Source organism: Pseudomonas sp. HMSC076A11, from assembly GCF_001810205.1.
Classification (GTDB): domain Bacteria; phylum Pseudomonadota; class Gammaproteobacteria; order Pseudomonadales; family Pseudomonadaceae; genus Pseudomonas; species Pseudomonas aeruginosa.
On sequence record NZ_KV800319.1, the window covers coordinates 149,245 to 173,536 of the forward strand.

Below are 24,292 nucleotides of genomic sequence, written 5' to 3' on the forward strand. Positions count from 1 at the left end.
CCTTTCGGTCCTGCGCGTGTTTACGGCCGGTCGAGCGCCTGGGCCATCCACTCGCGCACATGGCAGACGGCGAAGCGCGACGGGCTGCATTCGCCGTTGGCCATCGCCAGGCGCAGGCCGTCGACGTCGGCGCCGCGCACATAGGCGCTGGCGTCGCGCATGTCGTCCTCGTCGCCGAAACCGCCGTGCTGCATTTCCTCCAGCGCGGCCTGCTTGTCCCAGCCCTGCACGACGATGCGGTACATGGCGGCGAACAGTCCGGTGCGGTTGTTGCCGTGCTTGCAGTGCATCAGTACCGGGCCTTCGCGCTCGGCGGCCTGCAACTGGCGGAGGACGCTGAGCACCTCGGCGTCGTCGACCCGGTCGGCGTGGGTTGGCAGGCTGAGCACCCGCACCGGAGCCTGGCCCAGCCAGGCGCGGTCGTCGTCCTTGATGAAGCTGACCACCGTCTTCACCTGCAGGCGTTGCAGCAGCGCGACGCTCTGTGCGTTGGGCAGCGCGCTGCGATAGAGGGTGGGGCTCATGCGGTAGAGGTTGATCGACGGGTCGACCGCTTGCGCCCAGGCTGGCGAACGCGTGGCGGCAGTCTCGGCGGCATGCAGCGGGCCGCCGAGCAGGAAGGCGCCGAGCACGGCGGCGAGGAGCAGGCGGAGCCAGGCGAGCGGTGAACGGTGCATGTCGGCCTCGTGCGGTGGGTGGCCAACACTAGGCGAGGGCGGGTCAAGCCGAGCTGAAGAGAATGTGAAGAATTCGTTGAGGCAGCCTCACCTGTCAGAGCAGGAAGAATCCATAGACCCTGCCGGAGAAGAACACCAGCAACAGCGCCGGATAGCACAGGTAGTGCAGCACCACGATGAGCAGTGCCGCCGGGCTGGGATCGCCTTTCAGCGAGGCGAGGCCGACCAGCAGCAGGTAAAGGACCCCGAGCACTCCGCCATACAGGGCGACCAGGCGCAAGCGCTCGCCCCAGGTCGGCCAGCGCCGCTGCGCGCGGGCGAACCACCAGGCCAGGCCGCCGGCGACCAGCGCGGCGATCAGCAGGCTGGCCGGCAGGCCGCCGAAGCGGACCACCCCGCGCAGCAGCACGTTGAGCAGGATCGCCGCGGCGATCCCGGCCAGGGCGTAGTAGCGGATGGGTACGGCAAGGCGGTCGCCCATGGCGGTATCTCCTGGCGGTTTCAGAGGCGCGTGTCGAGGCCGAAGCGCTTCTTCAGCAGCCGCTCCAGCAGGCCGCGCGGTAGCCAGCGGGCCAGCGCCGGCAGGGCCCGGCTGCCATTGCCGATGCGCACCAGCGGCGGGCGCGGACGGCGCTGCACGGCGGCGAGCAACTGGCGGGCGAAGTCTTCGGCGGACGTGGGATTGTCCTGGGATGCCGCGGCGCGCGCCTGGATCTGCCGGCGCAACGGCCACCAGGGCGAGCGTTCGTCGACCACGCTGTCCAGCTCGCGGCTGGCGCTGGCGCCGAAGTTCGAGGCGATGGCGCCCGGCTGCACTTCCAGCACCTCGACGCCGAACGGTGCCAGCTCCAGGCGCAGGGCATCGCTCAGCGCATGCACCGCGGCCTTGGAGGCGCAGTAGGCGCCGGCGAAGGGCGTGACCAGCACGCCGGAGACGCTGCCGACGTTCACCACCAGGCCGGACTTGCGCCTCAGTAGCGGGAACAGCGCGCGGGTCACGCCGACCACGGCGAACACGTTGGTCTCGAACTGCCGGCGCATGGCTTCGACGCCGCCGTCCAGCAGCGGACCCATGGCGCCGTAGCCGGCGTTGTTGACCAGCACGTCGAGGCCGGCGGCTTCGACCCCCAGTTCCTCGGCCAGACGGGCCAGCGCGGCGGCGTCGTTGACGTCCAGTTGCACCGCCTGGAAGCCGGCCTCGGCCAGGGCACGCACGTCGTCCTCCTTGCGCGCGCTGGCCCAGACCCGGTAGCCGGCGCGCTGGAAGGCGTCGGCGAGGGCGCGGCCGATGCCGCTGGAGCAGCCGGTGACGAAGGCGACGGGTTGGCTCATGGGCAGCGTTCCTTGGCTGGGAGTTGGAAGGAGGGCGGCCTACCGTACTGGATTCGCCGGCCGCGGAAAACCGCTCGAAGGCTCGGTCAGGCGTCCTTGCGCGCGATCCGCAGCGCCAGCGGCATGCGAACCCTGCGTGTCGAGGTCGGCTCGCCCCAGAGCGCGGCGACCCGTTGCAGGGCCTGGCGCACGAAAGCGTTGCCCTGCGCCTCGCGGCACAGGCGGCTGGCCGACCAGGTGGCCATGTAGTCGAACAACCGGGCCAGGCTCCATTGTTGCTCGATGACGAAGGCCGGCGCGGGGAGTTCGCCCAGCGGCAGCTCGACATCCCGGTAGGCGTTCCACAGCAGGCGGTTCTGTTGCGCCCAGTACGGGCCGATCGGGCGCAGGTATTCCTCGTCGATGGCGGCATCGATCTGCGCGTCGATGCTGAACCAGCCGTAGCCCCAGGCGGCGAACACGCCGCCGGGACGCAGCACGCGCAGCAGCTCGCGGTTGAAGCGCGAGTGGTCGAACCAGTGCCAGGCCTGGGCTACGCAGACCAGGTCGAAGGCGGCGTCGGGATATTCGGTGGCTTCGGCGTCCTGCACGCTGTAGCGGATACCCGGATGGACAACGGCGTGTTCGATCTGCTGCGTGCTGGTGTCGCTGGCGAGGACTTCGCCGAAGTACTGCGCCAGGCCGAGCGCGGCCTGGCCGGTACCGGTGGCGCAGTCCCAGGCGCGCCGGCGCTGGCCGCAGAGCCCGGCGAGATGGCGGTAGAGCGCATCGGGATAACGCGGGCGGGCGCTGGCGTAGGCAGCGGAGCCCTGGTCGAACAGACGGCGGGTTTCCATCGGGTCCTCCCTCGGTCAGTTGCCGAAACGCCCGTCCAGGCGTTCGGCGCGGAATTCCAGGGTGCTGGCGCGATAGCCCGGACGCATCGGCGGCAGCGGCAGGCAATCGTGCCAGCTGTCGCCGCCGAGCAGGGCGTTCGGCGCCCGGTAGCGCGGGCTGTCGAAGCTGGTGTCGGCCAGGTTGACGCTGTCGCCGGGGCGGTAGGCGGCGATCCTCCAGCGTAGCTCCAGCAACGGTCGGTCGCTGCCGTTCTTCAGTTCGACCGCCAGCGGCCGGTCCACCGGACAGCGTTCCGGCGCATAGCTCAGGCGCAGTTCCTGGCGTTGCAGGTGGCGGCTTTCGTCGTTGTCCTGCCAGATCACCCAGGCCGCCACCAGGCCCAGCCCGGCGAGAGCCGCCAGGGAGACCGGCAGGGCCTTGGCCGGGTATCGGACGAGGAGGATGACCCAGGTGAGGACCAGCAGCGCACCGATCAGCATTGAAATGTCCTTTCTTCGAAGCCGAGGGGACATCCTAGCGCACTGCTGCGTATCGCAGGCGGTACGGGCACGCTTACGCGGCGGAGGCGCCGCGATATGCGCGAGGGAGGCCGAAAGGCGGGGATGCGGGTTTCGGCAGGCTGGGGATAGCCGCCGCCCCCGGCCTCGCCGTCATTCGCAGCGGCGCTTGCCGCCCGGCGTCAGCAGACGCTCCAGCTCGACGAACAGGCGCTCGGCGTCCTGCGCCTCGCAGTCCTCGCCGTAGCGCTTCTTCAGGCCGTGTTCGCTGAGGGTCAGGTGCAGGGTCGGGACTACCTCGTGGCGCGCCAGGCAGCCTTTCACGCAATGCAGCGGGCAACCGTCGAGGGCCAGGATCGGTCGCCCGGAGCGGGCCCGGCGGACCAGCAGCGGGACGTCGCCGCCGACTCCGGCGATGCAGGACATCTCCGCCAGCCGGGCGCGATCCAGGCGCAGCGCGAGATCGTTGGCCAGTTGCGCCACGTTGGAGCAGCCGGAGCAGGCGTAGACCAGGGGAAGGGGATCGTCGGGGCTGCGTTCGAACATCATGACGGGCGCCTCGTGGAAGGAAGCCGCCAGTATCGACGCAGCGCCGCGGTGGATTTCTTGACCGGAATCAAGCCTGCGCGCGGCTCACACCAGGTCGTTCTCCACCGCCCACACCGCGGCCTCGACCCGCGAACGCATGCCGAGCTTGTGCAGCACCCGCTTGACATGGACCTTCACCGTGCCTTCGGTGATGTCCAGCTTTCGCGCGATCATCTTGTTGCTGTAGCCGTGGGCGATCTGGCGGAGGATCTGCCGTTCGCGCTCAGTCAGCTCGTCGAGGCTCTTCGAGCGGTCGTCGCCCCGCAGGGCCTGGGCGAGGATCTGGGTCAACTGCGGGCTGAGGGTCATCTGTCCGGTGGCGGCCTGGCGGATGTGCTCGAGCAGGCGCTCCGGCTCCATGTCCTTGAGCAGGTAGCCGTCGGCGCCGGCGCGCAGGACGTTGACCACGTCGCCCTTGTCGTCGGACACGGTGAACACCACGATGCGCGCGTCGACTCCGGCCTCGCGCAACGCGCGCAGGGTATCCAGGCCGTTCATGCCCTTCATGTTCAGGTCCAGCAGGATCATGTCCGGGTCCAGCTCGGCGGCCAGGCGCAGGGCTTCCTCGCCGCTGCCGGCCTCGCCGACCACGCTGAGGTCGTCTTCCAGTTCGAGCAACTGGGCGACGCCCTTGCGCATCATCGGATGGTCGTCCACCAGCAGCAGGCGAACCGGCTCGTCGGCGGTGGCTGGCATGTCCGTCATGGGGTCGGCTCCTTGGCGGCGGAGGGTTGCAGGGCGGTCGGCACGAAGCTGAAGAGCACTCGCGTGCCGTGGGGCGCGCGCGCTTCGAAGCGCAACTGGCTGCCGAGGGTCTGGCCGCGCTCCTGCATGATGGTAAGCCCATAATGGCCGCTGCGGTTCTGCTGCGGATCAAAGCCGACGCCATCGTCCTCGACGGCGATGCTCACCTGGCCGTCGGCCTGGCTGCTCAGGCGCACCCAGGCCCGTTGCGCCTGCGAATGGCGAACCACGTTGGAGAGCGCCTCGCGGACGATCTGCAGGACGTGGATTTCCTCGTTGGGGCTCAGCGGCACGTGTTGCAGGCGGTTGTCCAGTTCGATCGTCACCTCGCCGCGCTCGCCGAACTCGGCCACGGCGTTCCCCAGCGCGGCTTCCAGGCTCGGCTCGTCGAGGCTGAGGCGGAAGGTGGTGAGCAGTTCGCGCAGTTGCCGGTAGGCGCCGTTGAGGCCTTCGCGCAGTTCGTCGAGGGTGTCCTCGATCTTCTCCGCCGGCGCCTCGCGCTTGAGCAGGGTGCCCAGGCGGCTGACCTGGATCTTCAGGTAGGGCAGCGACTGTGCCAGCGAGTCGTGCAGTTCGCGGGCGATGGTGCCGCGCTCGGCGAACAGGGCCAGGCGGCTTTCCTGTTCCTGTTGCAGGGACAGGGCGAAGGTGCGGGCGATGTTGTCGCAGAAGGTCTCGATCAGTTGCTGCTGCCAGTTCTCCAGGCGGCCGCTGCGGCTTTCGATGAACAGTTCGCCGAAACGGTGGCCGGCGATGGACAAGGGCTGCATCAGCAATGGCTGGGCCAGGGACGAGGGTTGGTCGCAGGCGCTGGCCTGCTCGCGGCAGCTACCGCAGTCGCCCTGCAGGCAGAAGTCCGCCGGGCGCTCGGTGGTGGTCAGCGAACTGTAGGCGCGCTCGACCCCGTCCTTGTTCAGGCAGAGGGTCACGCGGCCGGCGTCGAGCACTTTCTCCAACTGGTTCAGCAGCGGTTGCAGGGTGCGGCTGTCGTAGGGGTTCTCGCCCAGCCGGCGGGCGCTGGCGTAGAGCAGTTCGAGGCGCTGGTGGCTCTGCGAGAGGGCGCGGGTCTTGTCCTCCACGCGCTCTTCCAGGTCGCCGTAGATGCTCTTCAGCTCGCCGGCCATCTGGTTGAAGCGCTCGCCCAGTTGCGCCAGTTCGTCCTCGCCGCTGTAGGTGACCCGCGCGTCCAGCTCGCCGCGGCCCAGGCGGCGGGCGGTGCTGGTGAGTTCGCGCAGCGGGCCGATGACGTGATAGCTGAGGTCGTAGAGGGTGACGAACACCACCAGCAGGCTGAGGAACAGGCACAGGCCCTGCACCGTGCTGAGCAGTTGCGAGCGGCGCTCGGCCTTGGCCTGGAGGATGCCGACGAAACGGTCGATGTCGCCGACGTAGGCGTCCAGCACGGCGCGTCCGGGCAGCGCGCGCGGGTCCAGGCGCGCGAGGCCCTCGCGCAGCTCCTGGTGCAACTGGCGGATCGGGTCGTCGGCGTCCTGGCGTTGCAGCAGGCGGCGGATGTCGCCGCTGTCGAGGCGTTCGCCGAGGGTCCCGAGCAGCGCCTGGCGGCCTTCCAGGCTGGGCTCCAGGGCGACCCGGTAGGTGAGCATGCGCAACGAGCCGGCGTGGTTGATCACCGCGGCGTCCTGGTGCGTGTAGTCGGCGAAGAGCAGGGCGCTGAACATCCCGATCAGCGCCAGCGATACCAGCAGGGTGAGGTAGCAGCCGAAGCGGACTACCAGGGAGCGGCGCAGGATCGGCTTTCCGGCCCTGTCACTACCTCCAAAGAATCTGTCCCGCTGGTCAGCGTCCGGCGCGGTCGCCTTGTTCATGAGAAAAGCCTTTTAAAACAGTGAGTTGCGCAATAATTTCAGCCGTACCTCTTTCGAGGTAGGGGCGCGCATCTAGGCACGGAACGGCCGGTATTTCATTGATTCCTATCAAATTTGCATAGGAACACCTTCCCTAGGCTCTCGCTGAACGCTGTTCGTGCAGAGAGTTTAGCCATGGCTTCCCTACGTCAGAAACAGTACTCCGTCCTCGGCATGAGTACCTTGTCCTTCGCGGTGAATTTCGCCGTGTGGACGATGTTTTCGATCATCGGCATCCGCATCAAGGACGAGCTCGGCCTGAGCGAATCCCAGTTCGGCCTGATGGTCGCCCTGCCGATCCTCACCGGCTCCCTGGTGCGCCTGCCGCTGGGCCTGATCACCGACCGCTTCGGCGGCCGCATCGTGTTCTTCATCCACATGCTGCTGGTGGCCATCCCGATCTACGGCCTGGCCTTCGCCAGCCAGTACTGGCACTACCTGGTGCTCGGCCTGTTCGTCGGCCTGGCCGGCGGCTCCTTCGCGGTCGGCATCGCCTACACCTCGGCCTGGTTCGAGAAGGAGCGCCAGGGCACCGCGATGGGCATCTTCGGTGCTGGCAATGCCGGCGCGGCGATCACCAACCTGGTGGCGCCGATGATCGTGGTCGCCTTCGGCTGGCGCATGGTGCCGCAGGTCTACTCGGTAGCCATGCTGGTCACCGCCGTGCTGTTCTGGCTGTTCACCTGGACCGATCCGGCGCACCTCAAGGGTGCCGCCGAGGCCAGCCAGCGGCCGACCCTGGCCAAGCAACTGGCGCCGCTCGCCGAGCTGCGCGTCTGGCGCTTCGGCCTGTACTACTTCTTCGTCTTCGGCGGCTTCGTCGCCCTGGCCCTGTGGCTGCCGAAGTACTACATCGCCGAATACGGCCTGGACCTGAAGACCGCGTCCTTCATCACCATGCTGTTCACCCTGCCGTCCGGCCTGATCCGCGCCCTCGGTGGCTGGTTCAGCGACCACTACGGCGCGCGCTCGGTGAACTGGGGCGTGTTCTGGGTCTGCCTGGTGTGCCTGTTCTTCCTCTCCTACCCGCAGACCACCATGACCATCCACGGCATCCAGGGCGACCTCAGCCTGGGCATCGGCCTGAACGTCTGGCTGTTCACCTTCCTGGTGTTCGTCGTCGGCATTGCCCAGGGCTTCGGCAAGGCCAGCGTGTACCGGATCATCCACGACTACTACCCGAGCAACATGGGCACCGTCGGCGGCATGGTCGGGGTGATCGGCGGCCTCGGCGGCTTCTGCCTGCCGATCCTGTTCGGCTACGCCGCCGACCACATCGGCGTGCGCTCCTCCTGCTTCATGTTGCTGTTCGGCCTGACCGTGGTCTGCATGGTCTGGATGCACTACGCGATCAAGCAGCAACGCCGCATCGACGGCCAGGCCGCCTCGGCCGACGTCGACCTTCCTCCCACCCTTCCCACCCACTCCTGAGGAATGCCGTCATGGGCATGATCGCCAATACCCAACTGAAAGCCGCACGGGGACCGCTGCTGCTCGACTGGCGCCCCGAGGACCCCGAGTTCTGGGCGCGCAACGGCAAGCGCATCGCCAGCCGCAACCTGTGGATCTCGATCCCCGCGCTGCTGCTCGCCTTCGCCGTGTGGATGATCTGGAGCACGGTGACTGTGCGCCTGAACAGCGCCGGCTTCGCCTTCAGCAACGACCAGCTGTTCCTGCTCGCGGCGCTGCCGTCGATCTCCGGCGCCACCCTGCGGGTGTTCTATTCGTTCATGGTGCCGATCTTCGGCGGTCGTCGCTGGACCGCCCTGAGCACCGCCTCGATGCTGATCCCGTGCATCTGGCTGGGCTTCGCCGTGCAGGACCCGAGCACCCCGTACTGGGTGTTCGCCCTGATCGCGCTGCTCTGCGGCTTCGGCGGCGGCAACTTCGCCTCGAGCATGTCCAATATCAGCTTCTTCTATCCGAAGAGCCAGCAGGGCACCGCCCTCGGCCTGAATGCCGGGCTCGGCAACCTCGGCGTCTCGGTGATGCAGTTCGCCGTGCCGCTGGCGGTGGCCGGCGGCCTGTTCGGCGCCTTCGGCGGCGAGCCGCAGCAGCTCGGCGACGGCGGTCGCCTGTGGCTGCAGAACGCCGGCTGGATCTGGGTGCCGTTCATCGCCGTGGTATCGGTCGCGGCCTGGTTCGGGATGAACGACATCGCCGACGCCAAGGCCTCGTTCCGCGACCAGGCGGTGATCTTCAAGCGCAAGCACAACTGGCTGATGTGCTGGCTGTACGTGGCCACCTTCGGCTCGTTCATCGGCTTCTCGGCCGGCTTCGCGATGCTCAGCAAGACCCAGTTCCCCGACGTCAACCCGCTGCAATACGCCTTCCTCGGTCCGCTTGTGGGCGCCCTCAGCCGGCCCCTGGGCGGCTGGCTGGCGGACAAGTTCGGCGGCGCGCGGATCACCCTGTGGAACTACGCGCTGATGATCGGCGGGGTGTTCGCGGTGATCGCCTTCCTGCCGGGCGACGGTGGCCAGGGCAACTTCTTCGGCTTCCTTGGCGCCTTCATCCTGCTGTTCTTCTTCGCCGGCATCGGCAACGGCTCAACCTTCCGCATGATCCCGGTGATCTTCCGCAACGAGTGGGCCCGGCGGGTGCGCGACGGCCAGGCCGACGAAGCCGGCGCGGCGCGCAACGCGAGCATGGAGTCGGCCGCGGTGATCGGCTTCTCCGCCGCCATCGGCGCCTTCGGCGGGTTCTTCATCCCGAAGGCGTTCGGCACCTCGCTGCACATGACCGGCAGCGCCGAGGGCGCCCTCTACGTGTTCATCGCCTACTACCTGAGCTGCATCGTCGCCACCTGGTGGTGGTACGCGCGCAAGGGTGCGGAGAGTCCCTGTTGAGTCCGTCGGCAGCAGCCCGCGGCAACCCCTGATTAGCGTTGTAACGCCCGGCACAGACCGGGTGAGGAGATCAAGATGAGTCACCTGCTCGACCGCCTGCAGTTCTTCAAGAAGAAGCAGGGCGAATTCGCCGATGGCCACGGCGAGACCAGCAACGAGAGCCGCGCCTGGGAAGGTGCCTACCGGCAGCGCTGGCAGCACGACAAGATCGTGCGCTCCACCCACGGGGTGAACTGCACCGGCTCCTGCTCCTGGAAGATCTACGTGAAGAACGGCCTGATCACCTGGGAAACCCAGCAGACCGACTACCCACGCACCCGTCCGGACCTGCCCAACCACGAGCCGCGCGGCTGCCCGCGCGGGGCCAGCTACTCCTGGTACATCTACAGCGCCAACCGCCTGAAGTACCCGAAGGTGCGCAAGCCGTTGCTCAAGCTCTGGCGCGAGGCGCGGGCGCAGCACGGCGACCCAGTGAACGCCTGGGCCAGCATCGTCGAGGACGCCGCCAAGGCGAAGAGCTACAAGAGCCAGCGCGGCCTGGGCGGCTTCGTCCGTTCCAGCTGGGACGAGGTCACCGAGATCATCGCCGCGGCCAACGTCTACACCGCCAAGACCTACGGTCCGGACCGGGTGATCGGCTTCTCGCCGATCCCGGCCATGTCGATGGTCAGCTACGCCGCCGGCGCCCGCTACCTGTCGCTGATCGGCGGGGTCTGCCTGAGCTTCTACGACTGGTACTGCGACCTGCCGCCGGCCAGCCCGCAGATCTGGGGCGAGCAGACCGACGTGCCGGAGTCGGCCGACTGGTACAACTCCAGCTACATCATCGCCTGGGGCTCCAACGTGCCGCAGACGCGGACCCCGGACGCGCACTTCTTCACCGAGGTGCGCTACAAGGGCACCAAGACCGTCTCCATCACCCCGGACTATTCCGAGGTGGCCAAGCTCACCGACCTCTGGCTCAACCCCAAGCAGGGCACCGACGCCGCGCTGGGCATGGCCTTCGGTCACGTGATCCTGAAGGAGTTCCACCTCGACCGGCCGAGCGCCTACTTCGTCGACTACTGCCGCCAGTACACCGACATGCCGATGCTGGTGTTGCTGGAAGAACACGCCGGCGGCGCGTTCAAGCCGACCCGCTACCTGCGCGCCGCCGACCTGGCGGACAACCTCGGCCAGGACAACAACCCCGAGTGGAAGACCATCGCCTACGACGAGCGCAGCGGCGGGCTGGTCTCGCCCACCGGCGCCATCGGCTACCGCTGGGGCGAGTCGGGCAAGTGGAACATCGCCGAGCTGGACGGCAGGAGCGGTGACCAGACGCGCCTGCAACTGTCGCTGCTCGATGGCCCGGAACATGCCTGCGAGGTGGCCTTCCCGTACTTCGCCGGGCAGGAGCACCCGCACTTCAAGGGCGTCGCCAACGACGAGGTACTGCTGCGCCGGGTGCCGTTCCGCGAGATCGTCGCGGCGGACGGCAAGCGCCTGCGGGTGGCCACCGTCTATGACCTGCAGATGGCCAACTACAGCATCGACCGCGGCCTGGGCGGCGACAACGTGGCGACCTCCTACGAGGACGCCGACACGCCCTATACCCCGGCCTGGCAGGAGCGCATCACCGGCGTCCCGGCGGCGCGCGCGACGCAGGTCGCCCGCGAGTTCGCCGACAGCGCCGACAAGACCCGCGGCAAGGCGATGGTGATCATCGGCGCGGCGATGAACCACTGGTACCACATGGACATGAACTACCGCGCGGTCATCAACATGCTGATGATGTGCGGCTGCATCGGCCAGAGCGGCGGCGGCTGGGCGCACTATGTCGGCCAGGAGAAGCTGCGCCCGCAGACCGGCTGGGCGCCGCTGGCCTTCGGCCTGGACTGGAGCCGGCCGCCGCGGCAGATGAACGGCACCAGCTTCTTCTACCTGCACAGCTCGCAATGGCGCCACGAGAAGCTGTCGATGCACGAGGTGCTGTCGCCGCTGGCCGACGCCAGCCGCTTCGCCGAACACGCCCTGGACTACAACATCCAGGCCGAACGCCTCGGCTGGCTGCCGTCGGCGCCGCAACTGAACCGCAACCCGCTGCGCATCGCCGCCGAGGCCGAGGCCGCCGGCCTGCCGGTCGCCGACTATGTGGTGCGCGAACTGAAGAGCGGCGGCCTGCGCTTCGCCAGCGAATCGCCGGACGATCCGCAGAACTTCCCGCGCAACATGTTCATCTGGCGCTCCAACCTGCTGGGCTCCTCCGGCAAGGGGCACGAGTACATGCTCAAGTACCTGCTCGGGGCGAAGAACGGGGTGATGAACGATGACCTCGGCAAGGCCGGCGGTCCGCGTCCCACCGAGGTCGACTGGGTCGACGACGGTGCCGAGGGCAAGCTCGACCTGGTCACCACCCTGGACTTCCGCATGTCCTCCACCTGCATGTACTCGGACATCGTCCTGCCGACCGCTACCTGGTACGAGAAGGACGACCTCAACACCTCCGACATGCACCCCTTCATCCATCCGCTGTCGGCGGCCACCGATCCGGCCTGGGAAGCCAAGAGCGACTGGGAGATCTACAAGGCCATCGCCAAGAAGTTCTCCGCTGTCGCCGAAGGCCACCTCGGCGTGGAGCAGGACCTGGTCACGGTGCCGCTGCTGCATGACACCCCCACCGAGCTGGCGCAGCCGTTCGGCGGCGACGGCCATGACTGGAAGAAGGGCGAGTGCGAGCCGATGCCGGGACGCAACCTGCCGACGCTGCACTTGGTCGAGCGCGACTACCCGAACGTCTACCGCAAGTTCACCTCGCTCGGTCCGCTGCTGGACAAGCTGGGCAACGGCGGCAAGGGCATCGGCTGGAACACCGAGAAGGAAGTGAAGCTGGTCGGCGACCTCAACCATCGCGTGGTCGAGAGCGGCGTCAGCCAGGGCCGGCCGCGTATCGACAGCGCCATCGACGCCGCCGAGGTGGTCCTCGCCCTGGCTCCGGAAACCAACGGCCAGGTCGCGGTCAAGGCCTGGGAAGCGCTGTCGAAGATCACCGGCCGCGAGCACGCCCACCTGGCGCTGCCCAAGGAAGACGAGAAGATCCGCTTCCGCGACATCCAGGTGCAGCCGCGCAAGATCATCTCCAGCCCGACCTGGTCCGGCCTCGAGGACGAGCACGTCAGCTACAACGCCGGCTACACCAACGTCCACGAGCTGATCCCGTGGCGCACCATCACCGGTCGCCAGCAGTTCTACCAGGACCACCCGTGGATGCAGGCGTTCGGCGAAGGCTTCGTCAGCTACCGGCCGCCGGTCAACACCCGGACCACCGAGAAACTGTTGAACAGGAAGCCCAACGGCAACCCGGAGATCACCCTGAACTGGATCACCCCGCACCAGAAATGGGGCATCCACTCCACCTACAGCGACAACCTGCTGATGCTCACCCTGTCGCGCGGCGGTCCGATCATCTGGCTCAGCGAGCACGACGCGGCCAAGGCCGGGATCGTCGATAACGACTGGGTCGAGGTGTTCAACGCCAACGGCGCGGCGACCTGCCGCGCGGTGGTCAGCCAGCGGGTCAAGGACGGCATGGTGATGATGTACCACGCCCAGGAACGCATCGTGAACGTACCCGGCAGCGAGACCACCGGCACCCGTGGCGGCCACCACAACTCGGTGACCCGCGTGGTGCTCAAGCCGACCCACATGATCGGCGGCTACGCCCAGCAGGCCTGGGGCTTCAACTACTACGGCACGGTCGGCTGCAACCGCGACGAGTTCGTCGTGGTGCGCAAGATGAGCAAGGTCGACTGGCTGGACGAACCCCGCCACGGCGGACTCGGCGGCGACGCCCTGCCGCAACCGCTGCCCCAGGACATTTGAGGAGAGACGCCATGAAAATTCGTTCGCAAGTCGGCATGGTGCTGAACCTCGACAAATGCATCGGTTGCCACACCTGCTCGATCACCTGCAAGAACGTCTGGACCAGCCGCGAAGGCATGGAGTACGCCTGGTTCAACAACGTCGAGACCAAGCCCGGGATCGGCTACCCGAAGGAATGGGAAAACCAGGAGAAGTGGAAGGGCGGCTGGGTGCGCGCGGCAGACGGTTCGATCCGCCCGCGCATCGGCGGCAAGTTCCGCGTGCTGGCGAACATCTTCGCCAACCCGGACCTGCCCGAGATCGACGACTACTACGAACCGTTCGACTTCGACTACCAGCACCTGCATACCGCGCCCAAGGCCGAGCACCAGCCGGTGGCGCGCCCGCGCTCGCTGGTCTCCGGGCAGCGCATGGAGAAGATCGAGTGGGGCCCGAACTGGGAGGAGATCCTCGGCACCGAGTTCGCCAAGCGGCGCAAGGACAAGAACTTCGACCAGGTCCAGGCGGACATCTACGGTGAGTACGAGAACACCTTCATGATGTACCTGCCGCGCCTCTGCGAGCACTGCCTGAACCCGGCGTGCGTGGCGTCCTGCCCGAGCGGGGCGATCTACAAGCGCGAGGAGGACGGCATCGTCCTGATCGACCAGGACAAGTGCCGCGGCTGGCGGATGTGCATCTCCGGCTGCCCGTACAAGAAGATCTACTTCAACTGGAAGAGCGGCAAGTCCGAGAAGTGCATCTTCTGCTACCCGCGCATCGAGGCCGGCCAGCCCACCGTCTGCTCGGAGACCTGCGTCGGGCGCATCCGCTACCTCGGCGTGCTGCTCTACGACGCCGACCGTATCCACGAAGTGGCCAGTTGCGAGAACGAGCGCGAGCTGTACGAGAAGCAACTGGAGATCTTCCTCGATCCGTTCGACCCGGCGGTGATCGCCCAGGCGCGCAAGGACGGGGTGGCCGACAGCGTCATCGAGGCGGCGCAGAAGTCGCCGGTGTACAAGCTGGCGATGGACTGGAAGCTGGCCCTGCCGCTGCACCCGGAATACCGCACGCTGCCGATGGTCTGGTACGTGCCGCCGCTGTCGCCGATCCAGAACGCCGCCGCCGAGGGGCACATCGGCAGCGACGGGGTGATCCCGGACGTCGAGTCGCTGCGCATCCCCGTGCAGTACCTGGCCAACCTGCTCACCGCCGGCGACACCGCGCCGGTGCTGCTGGCGCTCAAGCGCCTGCTGGCGATGCGCGCCTACAAGCGCGCCGAGCACGTCGAAGGCCGCCAGGACCTGGAGGTGCTGGCCAAGGTCGGGTTGAGCGTGGAGCAGGTGGAGGAGATGTACCGCTACCTGGCCATCGCCAACTACGAGGATCGCTTCGTGATCCCCAGCGCGCACCGCGAGGAAGCGCTTTCCGATGCCTTCGCCGAGCGTTCCGGCTGTGGCTTCAGCTTCGGCAACGGCTGTTCCGGCGGCAGCAACTCCGCCGTCAACCTGTTCGGCGGCAAGCCGACCAACCGCCGCGACGTGATCCAGGTCGTGCAGATCCAGGAGTGAGCGCCATGAACGATCACAGCCAACTGTTCCGCCTGCTCGCCCTGCTACTCGACTATCCACGCGCCGAGCTGCGCGAGGAGAGCCTCGGCCTGCATGCGCTGATCCGCACCTGCGAACTGCCGGAAGCGCTGCGCGACGGCCTCGCGGCGCTGCTCAACGAGCTCTGCCAGGGCGACCTGCTGGACGTCCAGGCGCGCTACGACGGTCTCTTCGAGCGCGGCCGCTCGGTCTCGCTGCTGCTCTTCGAGCACGTCCACGGCGAGAGCCGCGACCGTGGCCAGGCGATGGTCGACCTGCTCGACCGCTATACCGGGGCCGGCCTGCAGATCGACGTACCGGAGCTGCCGGACTACCTGCCGCTGTACCTCGAATACCTGTCGCTGCTGCCGTTCGCGGCGGCCAGCGAAGGGCTCGCCGAAGTGGCGCACATCCTCGGCCTGCTGGCGCTGCGCCTGGAGGAACGCGGCAGCGCCTACGCGGCGATTTTCGAGGCGTTGCTGGAACTCGGCGGCGAGCGCCCGGACCTCGGCGCGTTGCGTCGCGACCAGGCCCAGGAACAGCGCGACGACAGCCTGGAGGCCATCGACCGGGCCTGGGAGGAAACCCCGGTGAGCTTCACCGACCCTGCCGGCGGTTGCCCGTCGAGCAGCGGCCGCCGTCCAACGGCGTCCACCGAACAACCATTGCAATGGGTCGCCCAGCCGGTACCGCAGATGCAGTACCGCGCGGCCCGCGAAGGAGTCTGAGCATGTCGACCAATCTTCTGTTCTTCGGGATCTATCCCTATGTCGCGCTGCTGATCTGCCTGGTCGGCAGCTGGGCGCGCTTCGACCTCTCGCAGTACACCTGGAAGGCCGGTTCCAGCCAGATGCTCAGCAAGAAGGGCATGCGGGTATACAGCAACCTGTTCCACGTCGGCGTGCTGTTCATCCTCGCCGGCCACTTCGTCGGCCTGCTGACCCCGGCCTCGGTCTACCACCACCTGATCAGCACCGAGAACAAGCAACTGCTGGCGATGGTCTCCGGCGGCTTCTTCGGCGTGCTCTGCTTCATCGGCCTGAGCGGACTGATCCTGCGCCGCCTGACCGACGCACGGGTGCGCGCCACCGGCAACGCCTCCGACCTGATGATCCTGCTGGTGCTCTACGCCCAGCTGATCCTCGGCCTCTCCACCATCGTCGCCTCGACCCATCACATGGATGGCTCGGTGATGGTGATGCTCGCCGACTGGGCCCAGGCCATCGTCACCCTGCGTCCGCTGGCGGCGGCCGAGGCCATCGCGCCGGTGGGCCTGGTCTACAAGCTGCACGTCGGCCTGGGCCTTACCCTGTTCGTGCTGTTCCCCTTCACCCGCCTGGTTCACATCGTCAGCGCGCCGGTGTGGTACCTGGGCCGGCGCTACCAGATCGTGCGTCAGAAACGTCCTGCCTGAACCCTGGGCGGCCGGCGCATCCGGCGCCGGCCCGCCGAACCGAGGTGATCGATCATGAGTTGCTCCCACTACGAAGAACGCGTCGAGAAGGTCGAACTGCCGCAACTGAAGGTCAACGGCGTGGCCATCGGCGAAGACCTGCTGGCCCGCGAGCTGCAATACCACCCGGCGGACAGCTACGCGCTGGCGCTGGAGGCCGCCTGCCGTGCGCTGATCGTCCGCCAGTTGCTCCTGCAACGGGCCGACGCGCTGGGCATCGAGGCCCGCTGCGAAGACGGCGAGACGCCGGAGGAAGCGCGCATCCGCCAGTTGCTGGAGGAAGAGGTGCAGGTCCCGGAAGCCGACGAAGACGCCTGCCGGACCTGGTACGCGGCCAATCCGGGGCGCCTGCTCGGCCCCTGGCGCCTGCAATTGCGCCATGTGCTGCTGGCCTGCGCGCCGGACGACCTGGAGGGCCGCGAGACGGCGCGCAAGCAGGCCGCGGAGCTGCTCGACGAGTTGCGCGGGCATCCCGAGCGCTTCGTCGACCTGGCCCGGCGTTTCTCCGCCTGTCCGTCGAAGGAGGCGGGCGGCGACCTCGGCTGGATCGAGCCGGGGCAGACCGTCCCCGAATTCGAGAAGCGCCTGCTGCGCCGCGCGCCCGGGCTGCTCGAGCATCCGCTGGAAAGCCGCTATGGCCTGCATGTGGTGGAACTGCTGGCGCGCGAAGGCGGCGAGCCGCTCGACTTCGACGCGGCCCGCGCACAGATCGCCGCGCACCTGCAAGCGCAGGTGTTGCAGCGAGCGGTGGGACAGTACATCGGCGTGCTGGCGGGAGACGCCTGTATCGAGGGCTTCGCCTTCGAGGGTGCGGATGGGGCGCTGGTGCAATAGCCTTCGGCGCCGATGTTTCCCTCTCCCTCCCGAAGATCAAACGGAGTACCCAGGACATGACCGACTGGATCGATGGCCAAGGCCGACAGATCGACTACCTGCGCCTGTCGGTCACCGACCGTTGCGACTTCCGCTGTGTCTACTGCATGGCCGAGGACATGCGCTTCCTGCCGCGCCAGCAGGTGCTGACCCTGGAGGAGATCGAGCGGGTCGCCCGGCTGTTCGTCGCCGGCGGTGTGCGCAAGCTGCGCCTGACCGGCGGCGAGCCGCTGGTGCGGCCCGGCATCGTCGGCCTGTGCGAGCGCCTGGCGGCACTGCCGGGGTTGCGCGAACTGTGCATGACCAGCAACGGCTCGCAACTGGTGCGCTACGCCCGGCCGTTGTACGACGCCGGCCTGTCGCGTCTCAACATCAGCCTCGATACCCTCGATCCGCTGCGCTTCCGGGCGATCACCCGCAACGGCGAGCTGGACAAGGTGCTGGCCGGCATCGACGCCGCCCAGGCCGCCGGTTTCCGCCGGATCAAGCTGAACGCGGTGGTGATGAAGGGGCGCAACGCCGATGAGGTGCCGGCGCTGGTGGACTTCACCATCGCCCGCGGCCTGGATATCAGCTTCATCGAGGAGATGCCGCTTGGCCAGGTCGGCCGCGAACGTGGCGAGAGCTTCTGCTCCAGCGACGAAGTACGCGCGCTGATCGCCCAGCGCCACGCCTTGCTCGACAGCGCCGAGCAGAGCGGCGGGCCGGCGCGCTACGTGCGCCTGGTCGAGCATCCGCAGACACGCATCGGCTTCATCTCGCCGCACTCGCACAACTTCTGCGCCACCTGCAACCGCCTGCGCCTGACCGTCGAGGGCCGCCTGCTGCTGTGCCTCGGCCACGAGCATTCGCTCGACCTGCGCGCGCTGCTGCGCCGCCACCCGCTGCACGACGGGCCGTTGCTGGAAGCGATCGGCGAGGCGCTCCAGCGCAAGCCGGCGCGCCATGAATTCAGCGCCGCCGGCGAGGTGCAGGTGCTGCGCTTCATGAACATGAGCGGCGGCTGAGGCGACTCGGGGCGCCTCCAGCGGGCCTTCGCCAGCGGCCAGGGCGAGGCCGCTCTTCTGGTAGGCCAGCAGGGTCTCGTCGCCGGTCTCGCTGCTGTACAGCTCGCCCCCGGAAAACATCACGGCATAACCGTCGCAGGAACTGCGTGCGATCACCTAGCTGCGCCGCGCGTCCGGGTGGCCGGGCATGTCCAGCCCGACCGGGTCCCGTACGTCGCTCAGGCACCCTTCGGTACTCGCGCTCGGCGCCGACCTGGGCGCGCTAGCTGGCGGAGCGCGGCTTGCGACGGGTAGCGAAGCCTCTCAAGGGCGTTGACGAAACGAAAAAATCCCCGCGGCATGAGCGTGACGCGGGGATCCAGGCGTAAATAGAGCCTTAACCGTGATAGCTGAAATGGAGCAAGGGGTGATGTCTGCGTAGCGGAACACCTCGCGGGGTGGCTGTGTATGGCTCAAGACTAAGTCCCGCGGGCCGGCGGGCCTATTCCTCGAAGGAGGTAAGGAGGGGTAGCGGAGGAGGGACGGCGATTGACGATGTATACTTTTTGGTCCAGATTGGACGAAAAGTATAAAGACGGATCACCGTCTGTTTCCCGCCCGGGCCGCGGGCGCACCTTCGTCACCCCTGGAGTCGTCCATGATCAAGTCGCTGAACACCAAGAACCTGCTGGGAGGCCTGCTGCTCGGCGTGCTCGCCAGCGGATCCGCCGTCGCCGCCGATGGCAACCTGCGAATCGGCATCGAGGCCGCTTACCCGCCGTTTTCCTTCAAGACCGCCGAAGGCGAACTGGCCGGCTTCGACTACGACATCGGCAACGCGCTGTGCGCGCAGATGCAGGTGAAGTGCCAGTGGATCGAGCAGGAGTACGACGGCCTGATTCCCTCGCTGAAAGTTCGCAAGATAGACGCCGCGCTGTCCTCCATCACCATCACCGAGGAGCGCCGGCGCTCGGTGGACTTCACCCACAAGTACTACTTCACGCCGGGCCGCCTGGTGATGAAGGAAGGCGCCCAGCTCGACGACAGCTTCAGCCAGTTGGCCGGCAAGCGCATCGGCGTGCAGCGCGGCGCTACCGCCGACCGCTTCGCCAGTGCGGTGCTGGCCAAGGCCGGTGCCGAAGTGGTGCGCTACACCAGCCAGGACGAGATCTACCTGGACCTGGTGGCCGGCCGCCTCGACGCCACCTTCGCCGACTCCATCCCGCTGCAGACCGGCTTCCTCGATACCCCGCGCGGCAAGGGCTACGCCTTCGTCGGGCCGGAGTTCAAGGACCCGAAATACTTCGGCGAGGGCGCCGGGATCGCGGTGCGCAAGGGGGACGCCGAGCTGGTCGGCAAGCTCAACGCGGCGATCGACGCGATTCGTGCCGACGGGACCTACAAGCGCATCGAGGGCAAGTACTTCAAGAGCGACATCTACGGCGACTGACCGCTCGCCGGCGGCGGCTGCCGTCAGTCGCCGCCTTCCTTCAGCTCCTTGAGGTGCTTGTAGACCGTCGCCCGGCCCATGTTCAGCACGTTGGCCACATAGTTGGCGGCGCTCTTGCCCTTGAACGCGCCCTCGGCGTGCAGGGCCAGGACCAGTTCGCGCTTGTGCTCGCGGGTCAGCAGGTTCAAGCCGAGCTGGCGCTGCCGCAGCCAGCCGTGCAGGAAGGTGTTGATGCGCTCCTGCCAGTCGTCGCGGAACAGCGCGTCCGGTTGCGGGATCAGCTTGCTCGGCGAGAGGAACAGGTCGAGCGCCGCCTTGGCGCTCTCGAACAGGCTGATATTCAGGTTGATGCACAGCACCGCCAGCGGCTGGCCGGCGGCGTCGCGCAGCACGGTGCTGACCGAGCGGATCTTCTGCCCGTCCCAGTTGAGCTTCTCGTAGGGACCGATGTTGCGCTCGTCGCTATCGCCTTCGAGCATGTCTTCCAGCGCCGAGTCGTCGCCGACCTCGCGCTTGGACAGGTTGTTGGCGATGTAGTCGACCCGCTGGCTGCGCAGGTCGTGCAGGACCACTTCGGCGTGGGGGAAGAACAGGGTGGCGATGCCGTCGGCGATCGCCCGGTAGTTCTCCAGGCTGGGGTCTTGGCTCGGGCTCATGCGCAGGAACTCTCGTGGGACGGCGGGCGAGGCGAGTGTGCCGCAAACCCGCCGCCGGGTCATCAGGGGGACAGGCGGCGCGGCGACAGCATCGCCTCGTCCAGGCCGTGCTCGCGCAGGTGCGCCGGCAGCGGCTGGTGGCGGATCAGCGCGGCGCTGGCCTCGCCCATCGCCGCCGAGGTCTGGATACCGTAGCCGCCCTGGGCGGCGACCCAGAAGAAGCCTTCCGCATCGGCGGCGTAGCCGGCCACCAGGTCGCCGTCGGCGACGAACGAGCGCAGCCCTGCCCAGGTGTGTTCCGGGCGGCGAATGGTGAGGGTGGTGGCTTCTTCGATCAGGTACATGCCGGTGGCGATGTCCAGTTGCTCGGGCTGCACGTCGTGGGCCTCGACCGGATCGGCGTTGGCCGGCGAGCCGAGCAACATGCCGGCGTCCGGCTTCAGGTAGAAGGATTCGTCGAGGCTGACCAGCATCGGCCAGTCGTGGCAGTCGATGCCCGGCGGCGGGGCGAAGATGAAGGCCGAGCGGCGCTTGGGCTGCAGGCCCAGTGGGCGGACGCCGGCCAGCCCGGCGATGGCGTCGCACCAGGCGCCTGCGGCGTTGACCAGCACCGCCGCGCGGTAGCTGCCGGCGTCGCAGCGGACTTCCCAGGCGCCGTCGACCCGGCGGATCTCCAGCGCTTCGTGGTTGCACAGGACCTGCCCCTGGTTGCGGCGGATGCCGCGCAGGTAGCCCTGGTGCAGGGCGTCGGTATCGATGTCGGCGCCGGTGGGGTCGTAGGTGGCGCCGAAGACCTTGTCGCGACGCAGCACCGGCACGATCGAGCAGGCCTGTTCCGCGTCCAGCAGGCGCATCTGCGGCACCAGCGCCTTGCCGCTTTCGTATTGACGGCGGAGTTCTTCCGGATCGTCGTTGAAGTCGACCACCATTTCCGGACGCGGGCTGAGCAGCGGATGCTCGCAGAAGCCGGCCGGCGGGTTGTCGAAGAAGGCCCGGCTGGCGGCGGTGAGCGCGCGCACCTGGGGTGTGCCGTAGGCCACCGTGTAGTGCGCGGCGGAGCGGCCGGTGGAGTGGTAGCCGGGCTGCGCCTCGCGCTCCAGCACCACGACCCGGCCGTGGGCCGACAGCCAGTAGCCGGTGGATGCGCCGGCGATGCCGGCACCGATGACGAGGTAATCCGCTTCGATCATGCTGCTCTCCTGCATCACGCGATCAGCCTGCCTGGCGCAGGCGGTAGAGGGCGTTGGCCAGGGCTACGTCTTCCAGGCCCAGGCCGATCGAGCGGAAGAACGCCGGGCGCCGGTATTCCGGACGTGGCGCCTGGGCGCTGAGCAGTTCGGCGAGGTCGCCGCGGATCGCCTCGGGGCTCCAGCCATGCTGTTCGGCGGCGATCAGCATCTCGCCGGCGGAGCCTGGGGTGGTGTGCCGGTAGTCGCAATAGACGTCCATGGCCGCCAGGCTTTCCGCCGGTACCTCATGGGCGCGGGGCGCGTTGGTGCTGATCGAGGTGACCAGCGCCGGGCGCTTGAGTTGGCGCGGGTCGATCACTGCTCGGGCCGAGGAGGTGCAGAGCAGGATCACATCGGCTTCGTCCAGCGCTTCCTCCAGGCTGCCGGCGGCTTCGGCGCGCGGGTCGATGGCGCGCAGGCTTTGCAGGCGGCGCTCGTCCAGGCACGGCGAGTGGACTCGCACGCCCTGCCAGTCACGCAGGCCCTTCACGTATTGCAGGTGGGCATGGGCCACCGGTCCGCTGCCGATCAGCGCCAGGCGGCAGGCCTCGGCCGGAGCCAGGGCATCCCCCGCCACGGCGGTGGTGGCGGCGGTGCGCGCGGTGGTCAGCCGGGCGGCATCGCAGAGCAGCAAGGGCTGGCCGGTCTGCATCGACATCAGCAGGGTCCAGGCGGTGACCAACGGGCCCTGTTCGCGAACGATGTAGGGCGAAGTCTTGACTCCGTAGACCTGTTCCTGGGCGAGCACGCCGAGGTAGTTGATGAAGTCGCCGCGACCGGCGGGGAACTCCACCAGTTGCTGGGCCGGCTGGAGCGCCTGGCCGGCGGCCAGGTCGAGGAACAGCTGGCGCATGGCCTGGAGGACGTCGATACGGGCGAGCAGTTGCTCGGCTTCGGCCTGCTGGACGATCAGGGGAGTGGCGGCGCTCATGCGATCTCCGGAATGGATGTAAACAATTTGTCCATTCTGGACTTTAAGGTATTGCCGGGCAAGCGCCGCCCTGCCTCGATGACCGACGGCGGCACCTGCGTGTCGCAGAAACGAAAAAGGCGAAGCCGGATGGCTTCGCCTTTTTTCTCCATGCCTGCGTTCAGTGCTTGCGCGGTACCGGCTTGAGCAGTTCGGCCGGCGGCATCTCGCAGGTGATCTTGCGGCCCAGCAGTTCTTCGATCGGCGGCAGGGCGAAGGCATCGTCCTCGCCGGCGAAGCTGATCGAGGTGCCCGAGGCGCCGGCGCGGCCGGTACGACCGATACGGTGCACGTAGTCGTCCGGGTCTTCCGGCAGGGTGAAGTTGATCACATGGCTGATGCCGTCGATGTGGATGCCGCGGCCGGCCACGTCGGTTGCCACCAGGACGCGGATTTTGCCTTCGCGGAAGCCTTCCAGGGGGCGGATGCGCTTGTGCTGCGGTACGTCGCCGGACATCTGGGCGGCGCTGATGCCGTCCTTGGTCAGGCGTTCCTCGATGCGGCGGACTTCGTCCTTGCGGTTGGCGAAGACCATCACCCGTTCCCAGTTGTTCTGTGCCACCAGGTTGTACAGCAGCTTGTACTTGTCGCTGCCGGCCACGGCGTAGACATGCTGCTCGACGGTGTCGCTGGCGACGTTCTCCGGCTCGATCTCGACGATCGCCGGATCGACGGTCCACTGCTTGGCGAGGTTCATCACGTCGTCGGTGAAGGTCGCCGAGAACAGCAGGGTCTGGCGTTCGCCCTTGTGCGGGGTCTGCCGGATGATCTGCCGGACCTGCGGGATGAAGCCCATGTCGAGCATGCGGTCGGCTTCGTCGAGGACCATCACCTCGACCATGTCCAGGTGCACCTCGCCGCGCTGGTTGAAGTCCAGCAGACGGCCTGGGGTGGCTACCAGGATGTCGCAGAAGCGCGCTTCCAGCTGCTTGAGTTGCTTGTCGAAGTCCATGCCGCCGACGAAGGTCATCACGTTCAGCCCGGTGTACTTGGTCAGCGCCGCGGCGTCCTTGGCGATCTGTACCACCAGTTCGCGGGTCGGGGCGATGATCAGCGCGCGCGGCTCGCCCATGTAGCGCTCTTTCGGCGGCGGGGTCTGCAGCAATTGGGTGATGATCGAGATGAGGAACGCGGCGGTCTTGCCGGTGCCGGTCTGGGCGCGGCCGATGGCGTCCTGGCCGCGCAGGGTGAAGCCCAGTACCTGCGCCTGGATCGGGGTGCAGTAGGGGAAGCCGAGGTCATGGATGGCGTGCATCAGGCTCGGGGCGAGGTTGAAGTCGTGGAAGCGGGTCTTGCCTTCCTGCGGTTCGACCACGAAGTCTTCCAGCTTCCAGTTGTCCACCGGCTTCGGCTTGCGTTCGCGGCGCGGCTTGTCGCTGCGCGGCTTGGCGTCCCGGCCTTCTTTGCCGGCGGGTTTGGCGGGCTTTTCGCCTTTCTCGGCCTTTTCAGCGGCGCGCGGGGCGCCGGACTCGTTGTCGGCGCGCGCGGGGCGCGGTTTGCGTGGGCGTTTCTCGGTCGGCTTTTCGCCGGTGGGGGCGGTACCTTTCGCGGTAGCGCCGGCAGGGCCTTGCGGGACCGGGGAGGAACCGCTCTGCGGCTGGGTTCCGTCGGCCTTGCCGAAGATTTTCTTGAGTGCTTTGAGCACGGCGATCTCGTAGTGGTTAAGGAATGAACGGGCGCCAGTGTAAAGCATGTTGCCAGCGGGGAGAAATCCATGCTTGGCCGGCGCCCTCCAGCCCTGGCCGGACGGGGCCTGGAGGGGGCTGCGCGAAGCTCCCGGGGCAGCCTTCGGGAGGACTCGTGCGCGCGACCGGTGGCGCGCTACAAAAAGACAACGGTAGGGCGACGACGGGG

22 protein-coding genes are annotated in these 24,292 nt (G+C 67.8%); 9 read left to right on the forward strand and 13 right to left on the reverse strand.

All coding sequences use genetic code 11. The features are described 5' to 3' along the window. Positions 1–20: 20 nt before the first annotated feature. The 8 genes from tpbA to narX all read right to left on the reverse strand — a co-directional run bounded on the left by tpbA (position 21) and on the right by narX (position 6,501). Positions 21–677 carry a tyrosine phosphatase TpbA gene (gene tpbA / locus HMPREF2716_RS25080; protein ID WP_003105672.1) on the reverse strand — a complete coding sequence of 219 codons (657 nt, stop codon included), beginning with the start codon at positions 675–677 and terminating at the stop codon, positions 21–23. A 94-nt stretch (positions 678–771) separates the two neighbouring features. Then, positions 772–1,158, reverse strand: coding sequence for a hypothetical protein (locus tag HMPREF2716_RS25085; RefSeq protein ID WP_023517993.1), 387 nt, complete (start codon positions 1,156–1,158; stop codon positions 772–774). A 20-nt stretch (positions 1,159–1,178) separates the two neighbouring features. After that, positions 1,179–2,009 (reverse strand): SDR family oxidoreductase, encoded by an 831-nt coding sequence (locus tag HMPREF2716_RS25090; RefSeq protein ID WP_023083316.1) that lies wholly within the window; start codon positions 2,007–2,009, stop codon positions 1,179–1,181. A gap of 86 nt (positions 2,010–2,095) precedes the next feature. Then, on the reverse strand, positions 2,096–2,845 hold the full coding sequence (locus tag HMPREF2716_RS25095; RefSeq protein WP_033862818.1) for a class I SAM-dependent methyltransferase: 750 nt from the start codon (positions 2,843–2,845) through the stop codon (positions 2,096–2,098). Between the two features lie 15 nt (positions 2,846–2,860). Further along, positions 2,861–3,325: a hypothetical protein gene (locus HMPREF2716_RS25100; protein WP_023517991.1), complete on the reverse strand. Its 465-nt coding sequence runs from the start codon at positions 3,323–3,325 to the stop codon at positions 2,861–2,863. Between the two features lie 171 nt (positions 3,326–3,496). Then, positions 3,497–3,892, reverse strand: coding sequence for an anaerobic/virulence modulator AnvM (gene anvM, locus HMPREF2716_RS25105; RefSeq protein ID WP_003092971.1), 396 nt, complete (start codon positions 3,890–3,892; stop codon positions 3,497–3,499). A gap of 84 nt (positions 3,893–3,976) precedes the next feature. Continuing rightward, on the reverse strand, positions 3,977–4,636 hold the full coding sequence (gene narL, locus HMPREF2716_RS25110; RefSeq protein ID WP_003092968.1) for a two-component system response regulator NarL: 660 nt from the start codon (positions 4,634–4,636) through the stop codon (positions 3,977–3,979). Further along, positions 4,633–6,501, reverse strand: coding sequence for a two-component system sensor histidine kinase NarX (narX, locus tag HMPREF2716_RS25115; RefSeq protein ID WP_070622037.1), 1,869 nt, complete (start codon positions 6,499–6,501; stop codon positions 4,633–4,635). The genes narL and narX overlap by 4 nt, the downstream gene beginning before the upstream one ends. A 174-nt stretch (positions 6,502–6,675) precedes the next feature. Here narX and HMPREF2716_RS25120 point away from each other — a divergent pair, with 174 nt between their 5' ends. From HMPREF2716_RS25120 to HMPREF2716_RS25160, 9 genes are all read left to right on the forward strand, one after another. Next, positions 6,676–7,971: a nitrate/nitrite transporter gene (locus HMPREF2716_RS25120; RefSeq protein WP_003105298.1), complete on the forward strand. Its 1,296-nt coding sequence runs from the start codon at positions 6,676–6,678 to the stop codon at positions 7,969–7,971. Between the two features lie 11 nt (positions 7,972–7,982). Beyond that, positions 7,983–9,389, forward strand: coding sequence for a nitrate/nitrite transporter NarK2 (gene narK2 / locus HMPREF2716_RS25125; protein WP_003105301.1), 1,407 nt, complete (start codon positions 7,983–7,985; stop codon positions 9,387–9,389). A 75-nt stretch (positions 9,390–9,464) separates the two neighbouring features. After that, positions 9,465–13,250 (forward strand): nitrate reductase subunit alpha, encoded by a 3,786-nt coding sequence (locus tag HMPREF2716_RS25130; RefSeq protein WP_003092960.1) that lies wholly within the window; start codon positions 9,465–9,467, stop codon positions 13,248–13,250. An 11-nt stretch (positions 13,251–13,261) separates the two neighbouring features. Continuing rightward, positions 13,262–14,803: a nitrate reductase subunit beta gene (gene narH / locus HMPREF2716_RS25135; protein WP_003092958.1), complete on the forward strand. Its 1,542-nt coding sequence runs from the start codon at positions 13,262–13,264 to the stop codon at positions 14,801–14,803. Positions 14,804–14,808: 5 nt separating this feature from the next. Then, the gene (narJ, locus tag HMPREF2716_RS25140; RefSeq protein ID WP_003092956.1) at positions 14,809–15,549 is read left to right on the forward strand and encodes a nitrate reductase molybdenum cofactor assembly chaperone; all 741 of its coding nucleotides are present in this window, start codon (positions 14,809–14,811) and stop codon (positions 15,547–15,549) included. A 2-nt stretch (positions 15,550–15,551) separates the two neighbouring features. Continuing rightward, positions 15,552–16,235, forward strand: a complete 684-nt coding sequence (narI, locus tag HMPREF2716_RS25145; protein ID WP_003092953.1) for a respiratory nitrate reductase subunit gamma — start codon at positions 15,552–15,554, stop codon at positions 16,233–16,235. A 54-nt stretch (positions 16,236–16,289) separates the two neighbouring features. Beyond that, complete coding sequence (locus tag HMPREF2716_RS25150) at positions 16,290–17,108, forward strand: peptidylprolyl isomerase (RefSeq protein ID WP_003092951.1); 819 nt, start codon at positions 16,290–16,292, stop codon at positions 17,106–17,108. 56 nt (positions 17,109–17,164) lie between these two features. After that, entirely contained in the window at positions 17,165–18,154 is a 990-nt protein-coding gene (gene moaA, locus HMPREF2716_RS25155) for a GTP 3',8-cyclase MoaA (RefSeq protein WP_070622038.1), read from the forward strand. Positions 18,155–18,791: 637 nt separating this feature from the next. Continuing rightward, positions 18,792–19,583: an ABC transporter substrate-binding protein gene (locus HMPREF2716_RS25160; RefSeq protein ID WP_003118292.1), complete on the forward strand. Its 792-nt coding sequence runs from the start codon at positions 18,792–18,794 to the stop codon at positions 19,581–19,583. Positions 19,584–19,606: 23 nt separating this feature from the next. On the opposite strand, the gene dauR is transcribed toward HMPREF2716_RS25160, so the two are convergent. From dauR to rhlB, 5 genes are all read right to left on the reverse strand, one after another. Further along, positions 19,607–20,239 carry a transcriptional regulator DauR gene (dauR, locus tag HMPREF2716_RS25165; protein WP_003092943.1) on the reverse strand — a complete coding sequence of 211 codons (633 nt, stop codon included), beginning with the start codon at positions 20,237–20,239 and terminating at the stop codon, positions 19,607–19,609. Between the two features lie 62 nt (positions 20,240–20,301). Then, entirely contained in the window at positions 20,302–21,429 is a 1,128-nt protein-coding gene (gene dauA, locus HMPREF2716_RS25170) for an FAD-dependent catabolic D-arginine dehydrogenase DauA (protein WP_023517989.1), read from the reverse strand. Between the two features lie 22 nt (positions 21,430–21,451). Next, positions 21,452–22,399, reverse strand: a complete 948-nt coding sequence (gene dauB / locus HMPREF2716_RS25175) for an NAD(P)H-dependent anabolic L-arginine dehydrogenase DauB (RefSeq protein WP_070622039.1) — start codon at positions 22,397–22,399, stop codon at positions 21,452–21,454. Next, entirely contained in the window at positions 22,396–22,551 is a 156-nt protein-coding gene (locus HMPREF2716_RS29635; RefSeq protein ID WP_019396279.1) for a hypothetical protein, read from the reverse strand. Before HMPREF2716_RS29635 ends, dauB begins: the two co-directional genes overlap by 4 nt. Before the next feature lie 8 nt (positions 22,552–22,559). After that, positions 22,560–24,083, reverse strand: a complete 1,524-nt coding sequence (gene rhlB, locus HMPREF2716_RS25180; protein ID WP_070622074.1) for an ATP-dependent RNA helicase RhlB — start codon at positions 24,081–24,083, stop codon at positions 22,560–22,562. Between the last annotated feature and the right edge of the window lie 209 nt (positions 24,084–24,292).